The following is a 14,879-nucleotide window of genomic DNA, read 5'->3' as shown; positions in this document are numbered from 1 at the left end:
TGGTGCAGTCGTCTTCTGAAAATGACAATCAAGTTAGGGTATGCCTCAATCTGACGGCTGCGAACCGCCAGGGACAGGCGCAATGTCAGATTCTGTCGCGGCCTTGGCGCGTGCCTGGAAGCGTTCATAGCAATCCAGCCCGCAGAAATGTTCGACGTATTCCGCGCCTTCCGGGGTGAAGGCGGCATCGAGCGGAATTTCTTTGCAGCATACGCAGCAGGTGGTGCAACTGGCAGTGTTCGGGGCGTTTGCGTTCATGGTGGTACTCCTCCAGATTGGTAGCGAAGCTCAAAGCTGCCCACTCTCGGCTGGCTGGGAAGCGGTCATGATCTTCCCTTGAAGGCCCGCAGCAGCCGCGTCACAGACAGGATAAACAAGCCGGTCAGCGTGAGGGCTGCAATACCCCAGTGCTCCCCGATGAACGCGCCGGCCGTCGTGCCGGCTAGCACAATGGCGAGAATCGGCAAATGGCAGGGACAGGTGAGCACGGCCAGCGCGCCCCACAAGTAGCCGGTGATCGGTTTGTGCGTCTCAGACGGCAAGTGCTCTGGGCTGTTCATGGCAGACTCTCCGCGTGCTGTGCCGGTTCGGTTGGCATGGCGGCCAGTTGCATTTCGAGGCTGGCCAGGGCCTCGCGCCGACGCTCGACGAGTTGCCGCAACACGGCAAGCTGCGCAGACGCACCGTCACCGTCCGCAGCATCCAGCGCCCGGCACAGCCGCGCCAGTGCGTCCAGGCCGATACCCGCTTCGAAGGCAGCCCGTACAAAGCGCAGCCGTTGCAACGCGGTGTCATCGAACAAGCCGTAGCCGCCCGTGGTGTACGCGACCGGCCGTAGCAATCCGCGCAGCAGGTAGTCGCGCACGATATGCACGCTCACCCCGGCATCAAGGGCCAGCCGGGACACTGTGTAGGCGCTCATTGAACACCTCCTTTTCCTCATCCGGCGCAGCACGAAAGCTGCTTCACGTCCTTGCTGAAGGTCTGCGCCGCGAGCTTCAGCCCTTCGACCATGGTCAGGTAGGGGAACAATTGGTCGGCCAGTTCCTGCACGGTCATACGGTTGCGAATGGCGAGCACCGCCGTCTGGATCAGTTCACCCGCTTCCGGGGCCACCGCTTGCACGCCGATGAGCCGTCCGCTACCTTCCTCGATGACCAGCTTGATGAAGCCGCGTGTGTCGAAGTTGGCAAGCGCACGCGGCACGTTATCCAGTGTTAGCAGGCGACTGTCGGTCTCGATCCCGTCGTGATGTGCTTCCGCCTCGCTGTAGCCCACGGTGGCGACCTGCGGGTCGGTGAACACCACGGCCGGCATTGCGGTCAGGTCCAGGGCCGCATCGCCGCCAGTCATGTTGATCGCCGCACGAGTGCCGGCCGCTGCCGCCACATAGACGAACTGCGGCTGGTCGGTGCAGTCGCCGGCCGCGTAGATGTTCGGGCTACTGGTGCGCATGCCCTTGTCGATGACGATGGCCCCCTGCGCATTGACGGCTACCCCCGCCGCTTCCAATGCCAGGCTGCGCGTGTTCGGTGTCCGGCCGGTGGCGACCAGCAGCTTGTCGGCGCGCAATTCACCGTGCGTGGTGGTCAGCACGAATTCACCGTCCATATGGGCGACCTGGCTGGCTTGCGTGTGCTCCAGCACCTCGATGCCCTCGGCACGGAAAGCGGCTGTCACCGCCTCGCCGATGGCCGGGTCTTCACGGAAGAACAAGGTATTGCGCGCCAGGGCCGTGACCTTGCTGCCCAGCCGGGCAAAGGCTTGCGCCAGCTCCAGCGCCACCACCGACGAGCCGATTACGGCAAGGCGTTCGGGAATGGTGTCGCTCGCCAGGGCCTCGGTGGAAGTCCAGTAGGGTGACTCTTTCAAGCCCGGAATCGGCGGGACCGCCGGGCTGGCACCCGTGGCGACCAGGCAGCGGTCGAACATCACGACGCGCTCGCCACCCTCGTTCAAACTAACGATAAGGCTCTGGTCGTCCTTGAAACGCGCTTCACCGTGCAGAACGGTGATGGCTGAATTGCCGTCCAGGATGCCTTCGTACTTGGCATGACGGAGTTCTTCGACACGGGCCTGCTGCTGGGCCAGCAGCCGCTCGCGCAAGATCGTCGGCGGTGTGGGTGGCATGCCGCCGTCGAATGGGCTTTCCCGGCGCAGATGGGCGATGTGGGCGGCGCGGATCATGATCTTGGACGGCACACAACCGACGTTGACGCAGGTGCCGCCGATGGTGCCGCGCTCAATCAGCGTGACCTGCGCGCCTTGCTCGACGGCCTTCAGTGCTGCCGCCATCGCGGCTCCACCGCTACCAATGACGACGACCTGCAACGGGCGTTCGTTGCCACTGGGCTTATCAGCGGCCCCTATCCAGCCGCGCATCTTGTCGAGCAGGCCGGCGCGGTTGTCCGTCGGTGGCGCATCGGCAAGCGTTGCCTCGTAGCCCAGTCCGGCCACGGCGGTAGTCAGCGCATCCGATGACGTGCCCGCCTCAATGGCGAGTTGCGCTGTGCCCTTCGGATAGGACACCAGCGCCGATTGCACGCCGGGCACTTTCTCCAAGGCTTCCTTGACGTGAGCCGCGCACGAGTCGCAGGTCATCCCGGTGATTTTCAGGGTGGTCATGTATTTTTCCTTTTCTGTGGTGGCTACGGCTGTTGCCGTCAGCCACGTTGTTCTGGCAATTCACAGCTGTCCGGCCCGCAGCGGCGATGTGCTGGCGAGATGAAATCCCAGACCGACACCCCAACCATCAAGGCCAGGCCGACATAGAGCAGTCCACCGCTCTGCCAGCCGTAAGCCCGCATTAAAAACACCGCTGCCAGCACCAAGATCGGGCCTATCGTGCCGAGCGCCGTGCGTCGCCACTGTCGATGATTGAGCCAAGCGATAGCATTGGCGAGTAACGCGATGCCGGCGAACATCGGCAGCAGGATGCCAATGAATAGCCCCTCGTACTGGCTCAAGAAGCCCAGTCCGATGGCCGCGCCAAAGCTGGCGATGGCAGGAAAACAGGCGGCGCAGCCCATCGCGGAAACGACGCTGCCGAGCGCGCCGGTTTTGCCAGCGATGCGCGTGATGAGTCCCATGTGTCGCTCCCGAGTTCGGTTAACGGATCAGCGTTTGAGGCTGGACGGATAGCCCGCGTCCTCGGTCGCCTTGGTCAACTTCTGGACGTTGGTCTTGGCATCGTCGAAGGTGACGACGGCCTGGCGCTTGTCGAAACTTACGTCGGTCTTGCTCACGCCCTCAACCTTGGAAAGCGCGTGCTTGACAGTGATCGGGCAAGAGGCGCAGGTCATGCCAGGCACGGACAGCGTGACGGTCTGGGTGGCGGCCCACACGGGGGCAACAACGGCAGCGAGGGCGAGGGCGGCAAACAGTTTTTTCATGATGAACTCCTGTGATTAATAGAAAAATGGCATGACGTAGGGAAATCCGAGCGAGACCAGGACCAGCGCGGCCACGATCCAGAAAATGAGCTTGTAAGTAGCTCGCACTTGGGGAATCGCGCAGACCTCACCCGGTTTGCAGGCTTGCGCCGGGCGGTAGATGCGCCGCCAGGCGAAAAACAGCGCGACCAGCGCTGCGCCGATGAAGATCGGGCGATAGGGTTCCAGCACCGTCAGGTTGCCGATCCATGCCCCGCTGAACCCCAAGGCGATCAAAACCAGCGGCCCCAGGCAGCAGGCCGACGCAAGAATGGCGGCCAGCCCACCGGCGAAGAGCGCGCCGCGCCCGTTTTGTGGTTCAGACTTTTGTGGTTCAGACATACGCTTGTCCTTTCAAATTTGGTTTGGATAGCTTAAGCTTACTTCCGTAGTTATGTACGGAGTCAAGCGATATGCAAATTAATTTTGAGAATCTGACCATTGGCGTTTTTGCCAAGGCGGCCGGGGTCAATGTGGAGACCATCCGGTTCTACCAGCGCAAGGGCCTGCTGCCGGAGCCAGACAAGCCCTATGGCAGCATTCGCCGCTATGGCGAGGCGGATGTAACACGAGTGCGGTTCGTGAAATCGGCCCAGCGGCTGGGCTTTAGCCTGGACGAAATCGCCGAGCTACTGCGGCTGGAGGATGGCACCCATTGCGAGGAAGCCAGCGGCCTGGCCGAGCACAAGCTCAAGGATGTGCGCGAGAAGATGGCCGACTTGGCACGCATGGAGGCCGTGCTGTCTGAACTGGTGTGCGCCTGCCATGCGCGGAAAGGGAACGTTTCCTGCCCGCTGATTGCGTCACTGCAAGACGGAACGAAGCTCGCTGCATCGGCGCGGGGGAGTCACGGGGTGACTACGCCTTAGCGTGCTTTATTTTCCGAATTCTGAGACGACCCCTATTTGGCGCTCGGCGTCATATGGTTTTCAATCACGATGATGGTTTCGCACAACGATTCATCGGCGAGGATTTTACGGGTGCGGTTGATATCACCGTGCTGGTTCAGCAGCGCGTTACCGGCCTGATTGAAAAACAGCTTAATGCCGACGTTGAGCTTCTCGACGCCTTTCACGCCCATGGTGGTAGCGGTCATTTTTTCCGGATTGAGGATCGCATCGGTCCACAGATAGCAGGGGATCGACGCTTTAATCGGGTTGGTGCCGGTAGGCAGCAGCGGCACGCCGTATGGGGTGCCATAAGGCCAGTTGCCGTTATTGGTGCCCGGCAATCCAAAATGGCCGGTGATCGCAGGTAGCGTCTGGATAGCGCGTACCGTTTGCTCGCCGTTAGCATGACGCTGCGGGCCCCAACCCTGGCCAATGTAGCAGGCGCGCGCCGCCGCGATTTCCCGCGCCAGCTGCTTGATACGCGTTGCCGGGATACCGGTGATCTGCGCCGCCCATTCCGGCGTTTTCTCAATGCCGTCGCCGCCGGTGCCCATCACGTAGTCTTTATAGCTGGCGTTAGGCGCCGCGTTTTCCGGCAGCGTGGAGCGGTCAAAACCGACGCAGTATTGATTGACCAGCGCGTCGTCAATCAGCTTTTCGCTAATCAGCGTATGGGCCAGACCGGCCACCAGCGCGGCGTCGGTGGTAGGGCGGATCGGCAGCCATTCGGCATGCTCGGTGACCACCGAATCGGTATAGCGCGGGTCGATAATCACTACCCTGGCTTTTGACGCTTCCAGCGCCCGGCGCAGCTCTTCCACCTGGCCGCCGCCCGACATGCGCGTTTCCGACAGGTTCATCCCGAAAAACACCACCAGATCGGAATGGGCGATTTGCGAGAAATGGCTGCCGACGTATTTACCGTGGGTATACGGCGTGGCGCTGGCAATTTGCGCGGTGGAGTAAGTGTTATGGTAATTGAGATAGCCGCCGGTGAGATTTAACAGGCGTTTCCAGGCGGGCGTTCCCTGGGTGTGATAATAGGCCCCGGACTGATAGTTATAATAAATGGCTTCGCGACCATATTTTTCGGTGACGCGTTGAAGTTCCGCCGCAATAAACGCGGTGGCTTCTTCCCAGCTAATACGCTTGAATTTGCCTTCGCCGCGTTTTCCGACCCGCTTCATGGGATATTTAATGCGATCCGGGCTGTACACGCGCCAGCGATTGGAGCGGCCGCGTAAACAGGGGCGAATCTGGTGTTGGCCAAATACCGCATCATCAATCGCGTCTTCGGGTTCGATACGCACGATGCGATCGTCTTTAACGATCACCTTTAGCGCGCAGCGGCTACCACAGTTAACCAGGCAGGCGCTGTGGCGCACGGTTTCACCACTGTTTACCGTGGCTGCTTCCGGCGCCGCCAGCGCGCTTGATGAAAATGGCAAAGAAATCGCGTTGCTTAACGCAACGGCAGAACCAATTTTTGCGGCGGTGGTGACAGTCTCCCGCCGTGAGATTTGCGTATTTAAAATCTCATGTAGTCTTTTTTTCATTATAAGTACCCTCATTGCATTCAAAGGGGACCTTAAGTTGCCTAAGACTTTCTGAGGTTGATTATGATCAAGGGGTATATATTTATAACCCTTATGAATTAAAAAGTGTGAGGTGACAGGAAGCTGTTGTTAAAAATTCCATTTAAGATAATGATATATTTAATGTTATCGCAACAATTTTGAATTTCTGTGATTATTAGTTTTTATATTTATAGAAAATGAATTATTCAGAAAAATATAACGCTGGCGCAATAAATCTAATGCAATATTGAGCGTGAGATGCCCGGCAAAAATAATCTACCGGGCAGCATGATCACCCCACGTTACGCACCGGCATAATCCGTAACCAGAGAAGCGTCACCAGGCTAATGACCGCACCGGCGATAAACGTCGAGGCCGGACCGGAAAACGCCCACAGTATGCCCGCGCCGCTACTGGCGAGCAGCAGCGCCACGCCGCTGACCAGGCTGAACATACCAAACGCCGTGCCGCGCAAGTCAGCAGGCGAGGCGGCGGCGATCATGGCGGCCATCAGGCCCTGAGTCATCCCCATATGAATGCCCCACAGCGCGACGCCCACGACGACGCCTGCCCAGTGGGTGCTGAACGCCAGCACGCTATCCGCCAGGATCAACACCACCAGACCCCATTGCAACAGCTGGCTGTGGCTCATACGGTCAGAGAGTTTGCCGAACGGGTAAGCGGTAACCGAATAGAGCAGGTTCATTGCCACCATCGCCAGCGGGATCAGCGCCAGCGGAATATCCACCTCCAGCGCTTTCAGTACCAGAAACGCCTCGCTGAAGCGGGCGAGAGTAAAAATGCCCCCCAGGGCGATCGCCCACCAGGTGGCGTTACCCAGGCGGCGCAGACTGGCGCGGTTGATCGGGTTAGTGCGCTGTTGGGCCACCGGCGCGCGTGGTTCGCGCAGCCCGAAAAACAGCAGCGCAACGGCCATCACGCCGGGGATCACCGCCACCCAGAAAATGGCGCGGAAGTCGTTATGCCACAGGAACATCAATCCCACCGCCAGTAGCGGACCGAGAAAGGCGCCGAGGGTATCTAACGACTGGCGCAATCCATAAGCCGCGCCGCGCAGCTCCGGCGGGGTGACGTCGGCCACCAGTGCGTCCCTCGGCGCGCCGCGAATGCTTTGCCGAGCCGGTCCGTCAGGCGTGCGGTGAGGATCATGCCTGAGGTGGTGGCGATAGCGAACAGCGGTTTGCTCAGCGCGCCGAGACCATAGCCCAGCAACGCCAGCCCTTTGCGTTTTCCCAGCCAGTCGCTCATCACGCCGGAAAAGACTTTTACCATCAGCGCGGTGGCCTCCGCCAGCCCTTCGATCAGCCCGATAACCACCTCGCTGGCCCCCAGCGTGGTCGCCATAAACAGGGGCAGCAGGCTGTGGATCATTTCGGAAGAGACATCCATCAGCAGGCTGACGCCGCCAACTACCCAAACGCCAGAAGGAATGCGTCGTAACGTTGTAAATCGGGAAATCATGCAGGCTCCGCGCGTTGCGCCGTGAATTAATTCAGCGTGTGTTCGATAATATACACTCCATTGAAATGACAGGCGTTACCTGAAAGGAGGTGTGACATGGCGCAACGCACTAACTGGTTCGATCGCGGCGGGGACAATTACGCGCGCTACCGTCCTGAATATCCGCCTGCGCTGGTTGACTACCTTGCAAGCGTGGCCCCGGACCGCCAGCGCGCCCTGGATGTTGGGTGCGGAACCGGGCAGTTAACGCGACAGCTTGCCGGGGCGTTTGAGGACGTCGTGGGCATCGATCCCAGCGAAAGCCAGATTGCCAACGTCGCGCCGCATCCGAAGATCCGCTATCAGTCCGCGCCGGCGGAAAAGCTGCCGGACGATCTGGCGAATGTCAGCCTGATAACCGTGGCGCAGGCCGCGCACTGGTTCAAACTGGACGCGTTTTATCAGCAGGCGCGCCGCGTTGCCGCGCCGGGGGCAATTATCGCGCTCATCAGCTACGGCATTATGGAACTGGACGACGCGCTCAACGACCGGTTCCGCCAGTTTTATGACGGTGAAATTGGCCCGTACTGGCCGCCGGAGCGCCGCCTGGTGGATGAGGGCTATCGTACGCTGGCATTCCCGTTCGAGGAGCTGACGCCGCCGCCGCTGGACATTCAGGTGGAATGGGATTTCGCGGCCTTTGTCGGCTATCTCTCCACCTGGTCTGCGGTGAGAAAAGCCACGGAAGCCGGAGAGCAGGCGCGCGTCGAGCGTTTCTTTAGCGAATTTGCCACGCGGTGGGGCGATACGGCGCAGGCCAGAACCATCACCTGGCCGATTGCGATGCGGGTAGGGCGGATGTGAAATCACGCGGCGCGAACCGGCACGCCGCGTGGGTAAAATCAGTTTGCGGCTGCCGGGTCGGTAATGGGTTTATTGACCATAAAGAAATAAACCAGCGACGCCATAAACGCGATAACTGACGACGCGACCAGCGCCAGGGTAAACGATCCGGTGCTGTCGAGGATCATCCCGGTGATAATGGGCGCAAACGAACCGCCAATAAATCCGCCGAAGTTCTGGATGCCGCTCACGGAGGTTACCAGGCGGGACGGCACCGACACCAGAATCAGCCCCCACGCGGAGGTGCCCGCAAAGTGGATGGAAAACAGCGCCATGCTGATGCAGGCTACCGCCGTAAAAGTGCTGTCGGTATAGGCGGCAGGCAGGGTAAAGCCCGCAGCGCACAGCAGCCCTAAGCAGATCATCCATTTGCGGCTTTTCATTTTATCCGCACCGCGCTTCATGACCCAGTCCGCGACCACGCCGTTCACCAGCATTCCCGCCGCGCCGAACAGGAACGGGATCGCGGCGACCCAGCCGGTTTTCTCCAGGCTTAATCCACGGGACATTTCCAGATACGACGGCAGCCAGGTCAGGAACAGCCAGACCATATAGCCCACGCCGTTAAAGCCGATAATCATTCCCCACATCGACTTTTGCTTAAACAGCCCGGCCCAGTCTTTCAGGGTGACTTTCTCTTTACTGGACGGCGGCGTTTCTTCTTCCAGATGGGCGATGTCTTCCGGGGAAAGATTGGCATCTTCGCGGTTGCGGTAGAACATCATCCACAGCAGCGACAGGATAATGCCCGCCACGCCAATGATGATGAACATTGCGCGCCAGCCGAAAGCCAGCATCAGGGCAATCAGCAGCGGCGGCGCCAGCGCCTGGGCGAGGGTGGACGACATGTTGACAATCCCCATCGGCACGCCGCGTTTACGGATGTTGTACCAGTCGTTGACCACCTTAACGCCGGTAGGCAGGTGGGGCGCTTCGCCAATCCCCAGCACGACACGGGCCACGATCATTTGGCTGAATGAGCCGACAAATCCCAGCGCGGTCTGGGCCGCAGACCACAGGAAAATACCGAACCCGTAAACCCGTTTAACGCCGAAGCGCTCCATCACCATGCCAATGGGCAGTTGGCATAGTGCGTAGCCAAAGGAAAATACCGAAAGCAATAATCCCATTTCGGTCGCCGTGAGGCCCATTTCCTCACGAATAGTGGTATTGGCAATAGACAGCGAGGTTCTGTCGAGGAAATTAATAATACCCGCCACGAGCAAAAACAATAATGCCATAATTTGCAAACGCTTCAGGCGAGAGCTTGCTTGAGTAGACATAAATGTTCCTTTAATAATTGTAGGTACGCCATTACCACGCAGAATAATGGCGTTATTATTAGATATCAGGATTACTCGTTAATTTCGAAAATTAATTCGATTTCAACGGGCGTATCAAAAGGTAAGGCATTCGTACCGATAGCAGAGCGTGCATGGCGGCCACTTTCACCGAATATCGCGATTAACAGATCCGACGCGCTATTCATCACATAGGGCTGCTGTTTAAAATCATCCGCGCTCTGCACAAACCCCAGCATTTTCACGCAGCCGGCGATCCGGTTTAAATCACCGAGATAAGCTTTTAGCGAGGTCAGAATATTCACGATACACTGGCGCGCAGCCTCCTGGCCCTGCTCAATGGTTAAATCCTTGCCCAGCGTGCCGGTATAGATTAATTCTCCGTTAACCCGGCAATCATTCCCGGAGGTATACAGTAAATTGCCGGTTTGTTTTACCGGGATATACGAAAATTTGGGCGCGGTAGGCTCGCCGAGTGTAATACCCAGCTCTGCTAAGCGAGCATCAATGTTCATAATAGTTTCCTGTTGGGTTATTTCAGTAAATCCAGGGTCAGTGATAAATAAATGTCCGCCGCCTGGTGTAATTCCTCAATTCGAACAAACTCATCTTTAACGTGCGCCTGCGCTAAATCGCCCGGGCCCATAATAATGGTCGGAATATGTTGCCCCACCGAGAAGAACGGCGCTTCGCAGGTGGCCTCGAAAATGGTTTTTTTGGCGCTGCCGGTGACCTGATTAACCGCTTCGCACGCGCGATCCACCAGTGGATGATGCGCTTCAATCGCCGAGGCAGGAATAAACAGATAGTTTTCCAGCGAATAGTCGCGGTCGGCCTGCAACCCAACGCCTGCCAGCGCGGTGCTCAGGCTGCTGTTGATGTCATGGCGCGTTTCGCCAGGCAATACCCGGCGGTCGATTTCAATATGGCACGACGCCGGGACGATATTCGGCGCGCTGCCGCCGTTGATGGTGGTGACCAGCATCGAGGCGTTACCCAGCAGGCTGTGCTGTTTCTGCTTAACCCGCTGGCACTCCTGCACCAGTTCCGGCAGCAGACGGGCCATTTTATCGATGGCGCTGTCCGGCTCGCGCACTTTTGCGGCGTGCCCGGCGGTGCCGAAGGTGGTCAACCGGGTGCGGCTGACGCCTTTATGGGCGATGCAGATTTCAAGGGAGGTCGGCTCGCCGATAATGGCGTAATCGGCTTCAACCCCCTGCGCCAGGAAGTGCTCCATCCCCAGATTGACGCGCTCTTCATCCACATTAAACAGCAGGGTTAACTCCCCATTGAACGCGTAACCGTGGCGCTGAATAAGAATGGCGGCAAACATCATCGCCGCCACCCCGGATTTCATATCCGCCGCGCCGCGCCCGATAATGCGATCGCCTTCAATCACCGCAGCGAACGGGTCGACAGACCAGCCTTCGCCACACGGCACCACATCGGTATGGCCATTGAGGATCACCCGTTTGCCGGGCTGTTGCCCTTTAATCCGCGCGATCACGTTCGGCCTGCCTGGCGCCACTTCCTGAAGCTCTGTTTCAATGCCTTCTTTCTGCAAAACGTCGGCAATAAAATGCGCCACGGCGTTTTCATTTCCCGGCGGATTTTCCGAAGGATGCTGAATCAGGCTGCAAAGGAGCGTAACAAGCTCCTGCCGTTCATCAGCAGTTAATTGTTTTATGGTCATAAAAATACCCAGTTCAGGTGTTAGTAACTTTTTCCACGCGCGTCGATGGTAATGGTTTCGCGGTATTCTCCATTGCGGAAGGCATATATTTCATCAACCAGATTCGCCACCACACAGCAGTGGTTGGGAATAATATGGATCTGCTGGCCGATATTCAGCGCGATTTTTTCCGGGTCGTAGCGTAAATAACCGTGCTCTTCATTCAGCTTCACCAGCTGCATTTCCGGGTATTCCTGAATATGCCCATAAGAGCCCGCCACGCTGGATAAATCCGAGGTCAGGGATTTGGTCCCGGCGTCGATGGTGGCGTAGCCGGGCAGGGGAATACTCACCACGGTCGCGCAAATTGTCAGGGCGCAATTTTCCGGGGTATAAATACCGCCATTGATGGCGTTCATATCACCGAAAATAAAATTCCCGGCGCGGGATTCGCTAATGCCGTTTAACTCATCGGCGTAAAAAGAGGACAGCGTGGAACCGCCGGATAAAATTTCAATCGAAAAGCCGTTGGCATTTAACAGATCCCGGCTGTTAATCAGCAGCGCCGCTTCTTCACGGGCCGCCCGGCGAATATCCGCTTCCTGATGGTACTGGTAGATAGTGCCCGCGTAGGTAAATACGCCCTTAATATTCAGGCCGGGCAGGGCCGCGACCTGCTTCGCAAAGTCCAGCAGTTGATCAGGCTGAATACCTTCACGATGCGCGCCAAAATCAATCGCAATATCGACATTAAATTGCAGATCGTTTTTCACCGCCGCCTGTGAAAGCCCCTCAGCACCGGCAAGGCTATCAATAATGGTGCGAATGGTGATCTGACGGGCCAGATCGGCAAACCGCTGGCATTTATCCTCGCCGATCAGCGGATAGGCCAGCAGAATCGAGGTGATCCCGCCTTTTGCCATGACTTCCGCCTCGGATAGCTTGGCGCAGGTGATCCCGCTTGCGCCAAGCTGCTGTTCCAGCTTTGCCAGCCGCACCGACTTATGGGTTTTGATATGCGGCCAGTGCTGGATATTATTTCGGGCCAGCCCGGATACCATGGCGTTAATATTTTTTTCCATGATATCCATGTCCAGCGCGACATAAGGTGTGGTGTACATTTAGCCTCCTGAGTTTTCGCCCTCGTCAGGCGGAGTATCCCCTCTGATTTCGCCCAGATAGGCATAGAGGGTGTATTTCGAGATATTCAGAAACTCACAAATCTTTTCACCGGACTTTTTAATCAGAAACACCCCCTTGTCGTCGAAAAACTTAATGGCGTCGAGTTTGTCCTGACGGGTCATATTGTTCACCGGAACGCTGATTAACGCCGTACATTCCGCGATCAAATAATCCAGCAGTTCGTTAACGTCTTTCACAAACACTTCGTTGACTTCTTCCTGGCGCGCAGGCGCGCTATCGGGGCGACCCGCCATTTTGTTGAGCATTTTCTCGGCCTGCAAAATGTCGCTGATATCGAGGTTAATACACAGCGCGCCAATCACTTTGTTACTGCTGTTGCGGAAATAGACCGAAGTAGAACGCAGGGTTTTACCGTCGCGCGTTTGGGTGAAGTAGTTATGGCGGTCGCCGTTGACGTCGGTGCCGCGCAGGACTTCCAGCCCCAGGTTGCTGCTCGGGTCGCCTTTTTTACGTCCGGTCACATGGCCATTAATAATGGCGATAATGCTGCTCTCCAGTCCCTGGGCGTGATCGTGAAGAACCACTTCGCAGTTTTCGCCAAACTGCCCGGCGATGCCTTCCATCATCGGGATGATGAAATCGAGATTCTCTTTGATGTTTTCCATATCAACCTAAAATTTAGTTAGCTAACAAAACTTTTTGTATTGTATAGCGACAAGGGTGGGTGTTAAACAACCGTTAAATGAGTAAAAAGCGATCGGGATCACGTAAAAATCTCACTTTTTGTTTGGCTGCAAACTTTTTGTTTGGAGAGCAGGCGTAGCGGAACGTCGAGCCAGCAAAGAGAGAATTTCGGGCAGCGGCAGGTCCGGGGCATTGTGTATTCCAAACTATCTAACGCGCCGACATCAACTAACTGCTGTGCGCCGTTAAAGGGCTGGACAGCATTCGCACCCAACCGGACAAACGCGCTTCCTGTCAACGCTGAGCATCACGGTGGTATCGACGTCATGACCGCAGGCATGCGTCACGCTGGGGGATGGCGTGCAATATCTACGGACAGAAAATTTTCGTCGATCGGAAAGGCGTCGATATCCGCGCGCAGAGCGATAAGCGGTTCGCCCTGGCAGATTTGTGCAACCACGCCGGTTTTCAGTTTCAGGGCAGTGACCGAATCCATCATCCAATGTGCGTCTGGCTGCGTGAGCAATGATAATCCGGTAAAAAGAAATACAGGCTGGGTTTAAAATAGTGTCGTGGCGTTAACTGGCTGTGACCAATGAACGTGGCGAAACGGCAGAATTCATCGAACCCCATACTGGTGCGCATAATGTATATTATGTTAAATTGCATTAATGCCTTTCACTGGCGATTATCCCGCGGTTCTCCATTTCAGCTCTCCACTATCCCCTGTTGCCGCCCTTACCCCTGGGAGCAATAAAAAACCCGCCTTTGCGGCGGGCTTTGCTTTGGGTTTAAAGAAACTTGCTGCTTCATCAGCATGGCATTGATCGGCTTCAGTGACTTTGCAGGCACAACGTCAATCGCCATCAATCGGCGTTGTTCGCGTCTTTGGTTTGTTCCGATGCGCCGAAACGCCGGGTTTCGCCGTGACCATGCTCACCTGAACCCTTTACCCGCTTAAGCTGAATGACCTCGCCGCGCTGCCAGGCATTGGCACCACTGGCGACTGGATGCGCCACGATATCTGCTCGCTGCTGTTTGATGGCCTGGGTATTCACATTAAAGCGGCGATCCCGGTCGGCAAGCAACTGTGGATCTAACTGTCCTTCCCCGGTAAAGCCCATCATCAGCGCCGGAATACCGAGCGGCAGCGTTTTATCCCGGTCAGTGTGCCAGGTATGCCAGGTCTTGCCATAAGTGTTCACAATTTTGCTCATCAGGGCGTGATCCGCCGCTGCAGGTAAACCGGGCGCAATCAGACTGCCGGATTTCACTTCATACTGATGGCTGTGCCACAGCTTTTTTTCTTCCGCTGGCAGCGTATTAAACAGGCGTTCGCTGATGATGTACTCAACGCCCATTAACCGGGCCTCTTTGGCGTTACCGTCGTAAATGACGGCCTGCATCACGTCTTCGTTCAGTACCGTGACATAGTGATGGGCCTCCATCTGGCCATTTTTGTCACCGTTGTAAAAATGAAAGCCGTCTAGATAGGCGCTGATCGCCTCCACCGGCGGCCGGGACTGAATGAGCTGGGCGCCGGTTTCCAGCGTGCGCATTCCGGAAGAGGTTTTTTCACCGGGAATGGGCGTTTCTGGAGGGGTATTATTTGCGCCGCAGCCCGCTAACGTCAGGCTGGCGATCAAAAAAATGCATGCAGGTTTCATGAATTCTCCCCGTAAAAGTCGCTTTACTGAACGTAGTACACTTTCACTGGTCGCCAGAAGTATTTTTAACACCCGCGCGTACCCGGGATAGTTTGTCCTGGAGTCTCTAACGTCATTTTTGCTAATAGCTTAACCTTATAAATCTATTAT

Annotated in this window: 16 protein-coding genes and 2 pseudogenes; 2 read left to right on the top strand and 16 right to left on the bottom strand. The window is 57.0% G+C overall.

Features of this window, described 5'->3' with window-relative positions:
• Positions 1–45: 45 nt before the first annotated feature.
• The 7 genes from GV764_RS16990 to merT all read right to left on the bottom strand — a co-directional run bounded on the left by GV764_RS16990 (position 46) and on the right by merT (position 3,773).
• Positions 46–258, bottom strand: a complete 213-nt coding sequence (locus GV764_RS16990; protein WP_000993245.1) for a DUF3330 domain-containing protein — start codon at positions 256–258, stop codon at positions 46–48.
• Between the two features lie 65 nt (positions 259–323).
• Positions 324–560, bottom strand: a complete 237-nt coding sequence (gene merE / locus GV764_RS16980) for a broad-spectrum mercury transporter MerE (protein ID WP_149278428.1) — start codon at positions 558–560, stop codon at positions 324–326.
• Positions 557–922, bottom strand: coding sequence for a mercury resistance co-regulator MerD (gene merD / locus GV764_RS16975; protein ID WP_001277466.1), 366 nt, complete (start codon positions 920–922; stop codon positions 557–559). Before merD ends, merE begins: the two co-directional genes overlap by 4 nt.
• A gap of 17 nt (positions 923–939) precedes the next feature.
• Positions 940–2,625: a mercury(II) reductase gene (merA, locus tag GV764_RS16970; protein WP_000209296.1), complete on the bottom strand. Its 1,686-nt coding sequence runs from the start codon at positions 2,623–2,625 to the stop codon at positions 940–942.
• 38 nt (positions 2,626–2,663) lie between these two features.
• Entirely contained in the window at positions 2,664–3,089 is a 426-nt protein-coding gene (merC, locus tag GV764_RS16965) for an organomercurial transporter MerC (RefSeq protein WP_000522996.1), read from the bottom strand.
• A gap of 27 nt (positions 3,090–3,116) precedes the next feature.
• Positions 3,117–3,392 carry a mercury resistance system periplasmic binding protein MerP gene (gene merP / locus GV764_RS16960; RefSeq protein WP_000732275.1) on the bottom strand — a complete coding sequence of 92 codons (276 nt, stop codon included), beginning with the start codon at positions 3,390–3,392 and terminating at the stop codon, positions 3,117–3,119.
• 15 nt (positions 3,393–3,407) lie between these two features.
• The gene (merT, locus tag GV764_RS16955; RefSeq protein ID WP_001294656.1) at positions 3,408–3,773 is read right to left on the bottom strand and encodes a mercuric ion transporter MerT; all 366 of its coding nucleotides are present in this window, start codon (positions 3,771–3,773) and stop codon (positions 3,408–3,410) included.
• 71 nt (positions 3,774–3,844) lie between these two features.
• On the opposite strand from merT, the gene merR reads away from it, so the two are divergent.
• Entirely contained in the window at positions 3,845–4,300 is a 456-nt protein-coding gene (merR, locus tag GV764_RS16950) for an Hg(II)-responsive transcriptional regulator (protein ID WP_001166628.1), read from the top strand.
• A gap of 38 nt (positions 4,301–4,338) precedes the next feature.
• Here the strand turns inward: merR and GV764_RS16945 are convergent.
• Together GV764_RS16945 and GV764_RS16940 are read right to left on the bottom strand one after the other, a co-directional pair.
• Positions 4,339–5,877 (bottom strand): annotated as a pseudogene (locus GV764_RS16945) (molybdopterin-dependent oxidoreductase); the annotation flags it as partial.
• Positions 5,878–6,190: 313 nt separating this feature from the next.
• Positions 6,191–7,380: pseudogene (locus tag GV764_RS16940) on the bottom strand (MFS transporter).
• 96 nt (positions 7,381–7,476) lie between these two features.
• On the opposite strand from GV764_RS16940, the gene GV764_RS16935 reads away from it, so the two are divergent.
• Positions 7,477–8,223: a class I SAM-dependent methyltransferase gene (locus tag GV764_RS16935; protein WP_161661142.1), complete on the top strand. Its 747-nt coding sequence runs from the start codon at positions 7,477–7,479 to the stop codon at positions 8,221–8,223.
• A gap of 38 nt (positions 8,224–8,261) precedes the next feature.
• Here the strand turns inward: GV764_RS16935 and GV764_RS16930 are convergent, their stop codons facing one another.
• The 7 genes from GV764_RS16930 to GV764_RS16900 form a co-directional block, all read right to left on the bottom strand.
• On the bottom strand, positions 8,262–9,545 hold the full coding sequence (locus GV764_RS16930; RefSeq protein WP_161661141.1) for an MFS transporter: 1,284 nt from the start codon (positions 9,543–9,545) through the stop codon (positions 8,262–8,264).
• A gap of 71 nt (positions 9,546–9,616) precedes the next feature.
• Complete coding sequence (locus GV764_RS16925) at positions 9,617–10,078, bottom strand: RidA family protein (RefSeq protein ID WP_161661140.1); 462 nt, start codon at positions 10,076–10,078, stop codon at positions 9,617–9,619.
• A gap of 17 nt (positions 10,079–10,095) precedes the next feature.
• Complete coding sequence (locus GV764_RS16920) at positions 10,096–11,256, bottom strand: M20 family metallopeptidase (RefSeq protein ID WP_161661139.1); 1,161 nt, start codon at positions 11,254–11,256, stop codon at positions 10,096–10,098.
• A gap of 20 nt (positions 11,257–11,276) precedes the next feature.
• Positions 11,277–12,356: an alanine racemase gene (locus tag GV764_RS16915; RefSeq protein WP_161661138.1), complete on the bottom strand. Its 1,080-nt coding sequence runs from the start codon at positions 12,354–12,356 to the stop codon at positions 11,277–11,279.
• Positions 12,357–13,043, bottom strand: a complete 687-nt coding sequence (locus GV764_RS16910; protein WP_161661137.1) for a helix-turn-helix transcriptional regulator — start codon at positions 13,041–13,043, stop codon at positions 12,357–12,359.
• 362 nt (positions 13,044–13,405) lie between these two features.
• Positions 13,406–13,561 carry a hypothetical protein gene (locus GV764_RS16905; protein ID WP_161661136.1) on the bottom strand — a complete coding sequence of 52 codons (156 nt, stop codon included), beginning with the start codon at positions 13,559–13,561 and terminating at the stop codon, positions 13,406–13,408.
• A gap of 367 nt (positions 13,562–13,928) precedes the next feature.
• Entirely contained in the window at positions 13,929–14,729 is an 801-nt protein-coding gene (locus tag GV764_RS16900) for an OBAP family protein (protein ID WP_161661135.1), read from the bottom strand.
• Positions 14,730–14,879 lie beyond the last annotated feature (150 nt).

It is taken from the genome of Atlantibacter hermannii (assembly GCF_009907385.1).
GTDB classification, from domain to species: Bacteria; Pseudomonadota; Gammaproteobacteria; order Enterobacterales; family Enterobacteriaceae; genus Atlantibacter; species Atlantibacter hermannii_A.
The sequence above is the reverse complement of the archived record's forward strand: the minus strand, read 5'-3'. Positions and strand labels throughout refer to the sequence as shown.

Excerpts from the sequence above, each read along its gene's own strand:
- GV764_RS16990 (WP_000993245.1), bottom strand. The coding sequence starts at position 258 with ATGAACGCAAACGCCCCGAACACTGCCAGTTGCACCACCTGCTGCGTA.
- merE (WP_149278428.1), bottom strand. The coding sequence starts at position 560 with ATGAACAGCCCAGAGCACTTGCCGTCTGAGACGCACAAACCGATCACC.
- merD (WP_001277466.1), bottom strand. The coding sequence starts at position 922 with ATGAGCGCCTACACAGTGTCCCGGCTGGCCCTTGATGCCGGGGTGAGC.
- merA (WP_000209296.1), bottom strand. The coding sequence starts at position 2,625 with ATGACCACCCTGAAAATCACCGGGATGACCTGCGACTCGTGCGCGGCT.
- merC (WP_000522996.1), bottom strand. The coding sequence starts at position 3,089 with ATGGGACTCATCACGCGCATCGCTGGCAAAACCGGCGCGCTCGGCAGC.
- merP (WP_000732275.1), bottom strand. The coding sequence starts at position 3,392 with ATGAAAAAACTGTTTGCCGCCCTCGCCCTCGCTGCCGTTGTTGCCCCC.
- merT (WP_001294656.1), bottom strand. The coding sequence starts at position 3,773 with ATGTCTGAACCACAAAAGTCTGAACCACAAAACGGGCGCGGCGCGCTC.
- merR (WP_001166628.1), top strand. The coding sequence starts at position 3,845 with ATGCAAATTAATTTTGAGAATCTGACCATTGGCGTTTTTGCCAAGGCG.
- GV764_RS16935 (WP_161661142.1), top strand. The coding sequence starts at position 7,477 with ATGGCGCAACGCACTAACTGGTTCGATCGCGGCGGGGACAATTACGCG.
- GV764_RS16930 (WP_161661141.1), bottom strand. The coding sequence starts at position 9,545 with ATGTCTACTCAAGCAAGCTCTCGCCTGAAGCGTTTGCAAATTATGGCA.
- GV764_RS16925 (WP_161661140.1), bottom strand. The coding sequence starts at position 10,078 with ATGAACATTGATGCTCGCTTAGCAGAGCTGGGTATTACACTCGGCGAG.
- GV764_RS16920 (WP_161661139.1), bottom strand. The coding sequence starts at position 11,256 with ATGACCATAAAACAATTAACTGCTGATGAACGGCAGGAGCTTGTTACG.
- GV764_RS16915 (WP_161661138.1), bottom strand. The coding sequence starts at position 12,356 with ATGTACACCACACCTTATGTCGCGCTGGACATGGATATCATGGAAAAA.
- GV764_RS16910 (WP_161661137.1), bottom strand. The coding sequence starts at position 13,043 with ATGGAAAACATCAAAGAGAATCTCGATTTCATCATCCCGATGATGGAA.
- GV764_RS16905 (WP_161661136.1), bottom strand. The coding sequence starts at position 13,561 with ATGATGGATTCGGTCACTGCCCTGAAACTGAAAACCGGCGTGGTTGCA.
- GV764_RS16900 (WP_161661135.1), bottom strand. The coding sequence starts at position 14,729 with ATGAAACCTGCATGCATTTTTTTGATCGCCAGCCTGACGTTAGCGGGC.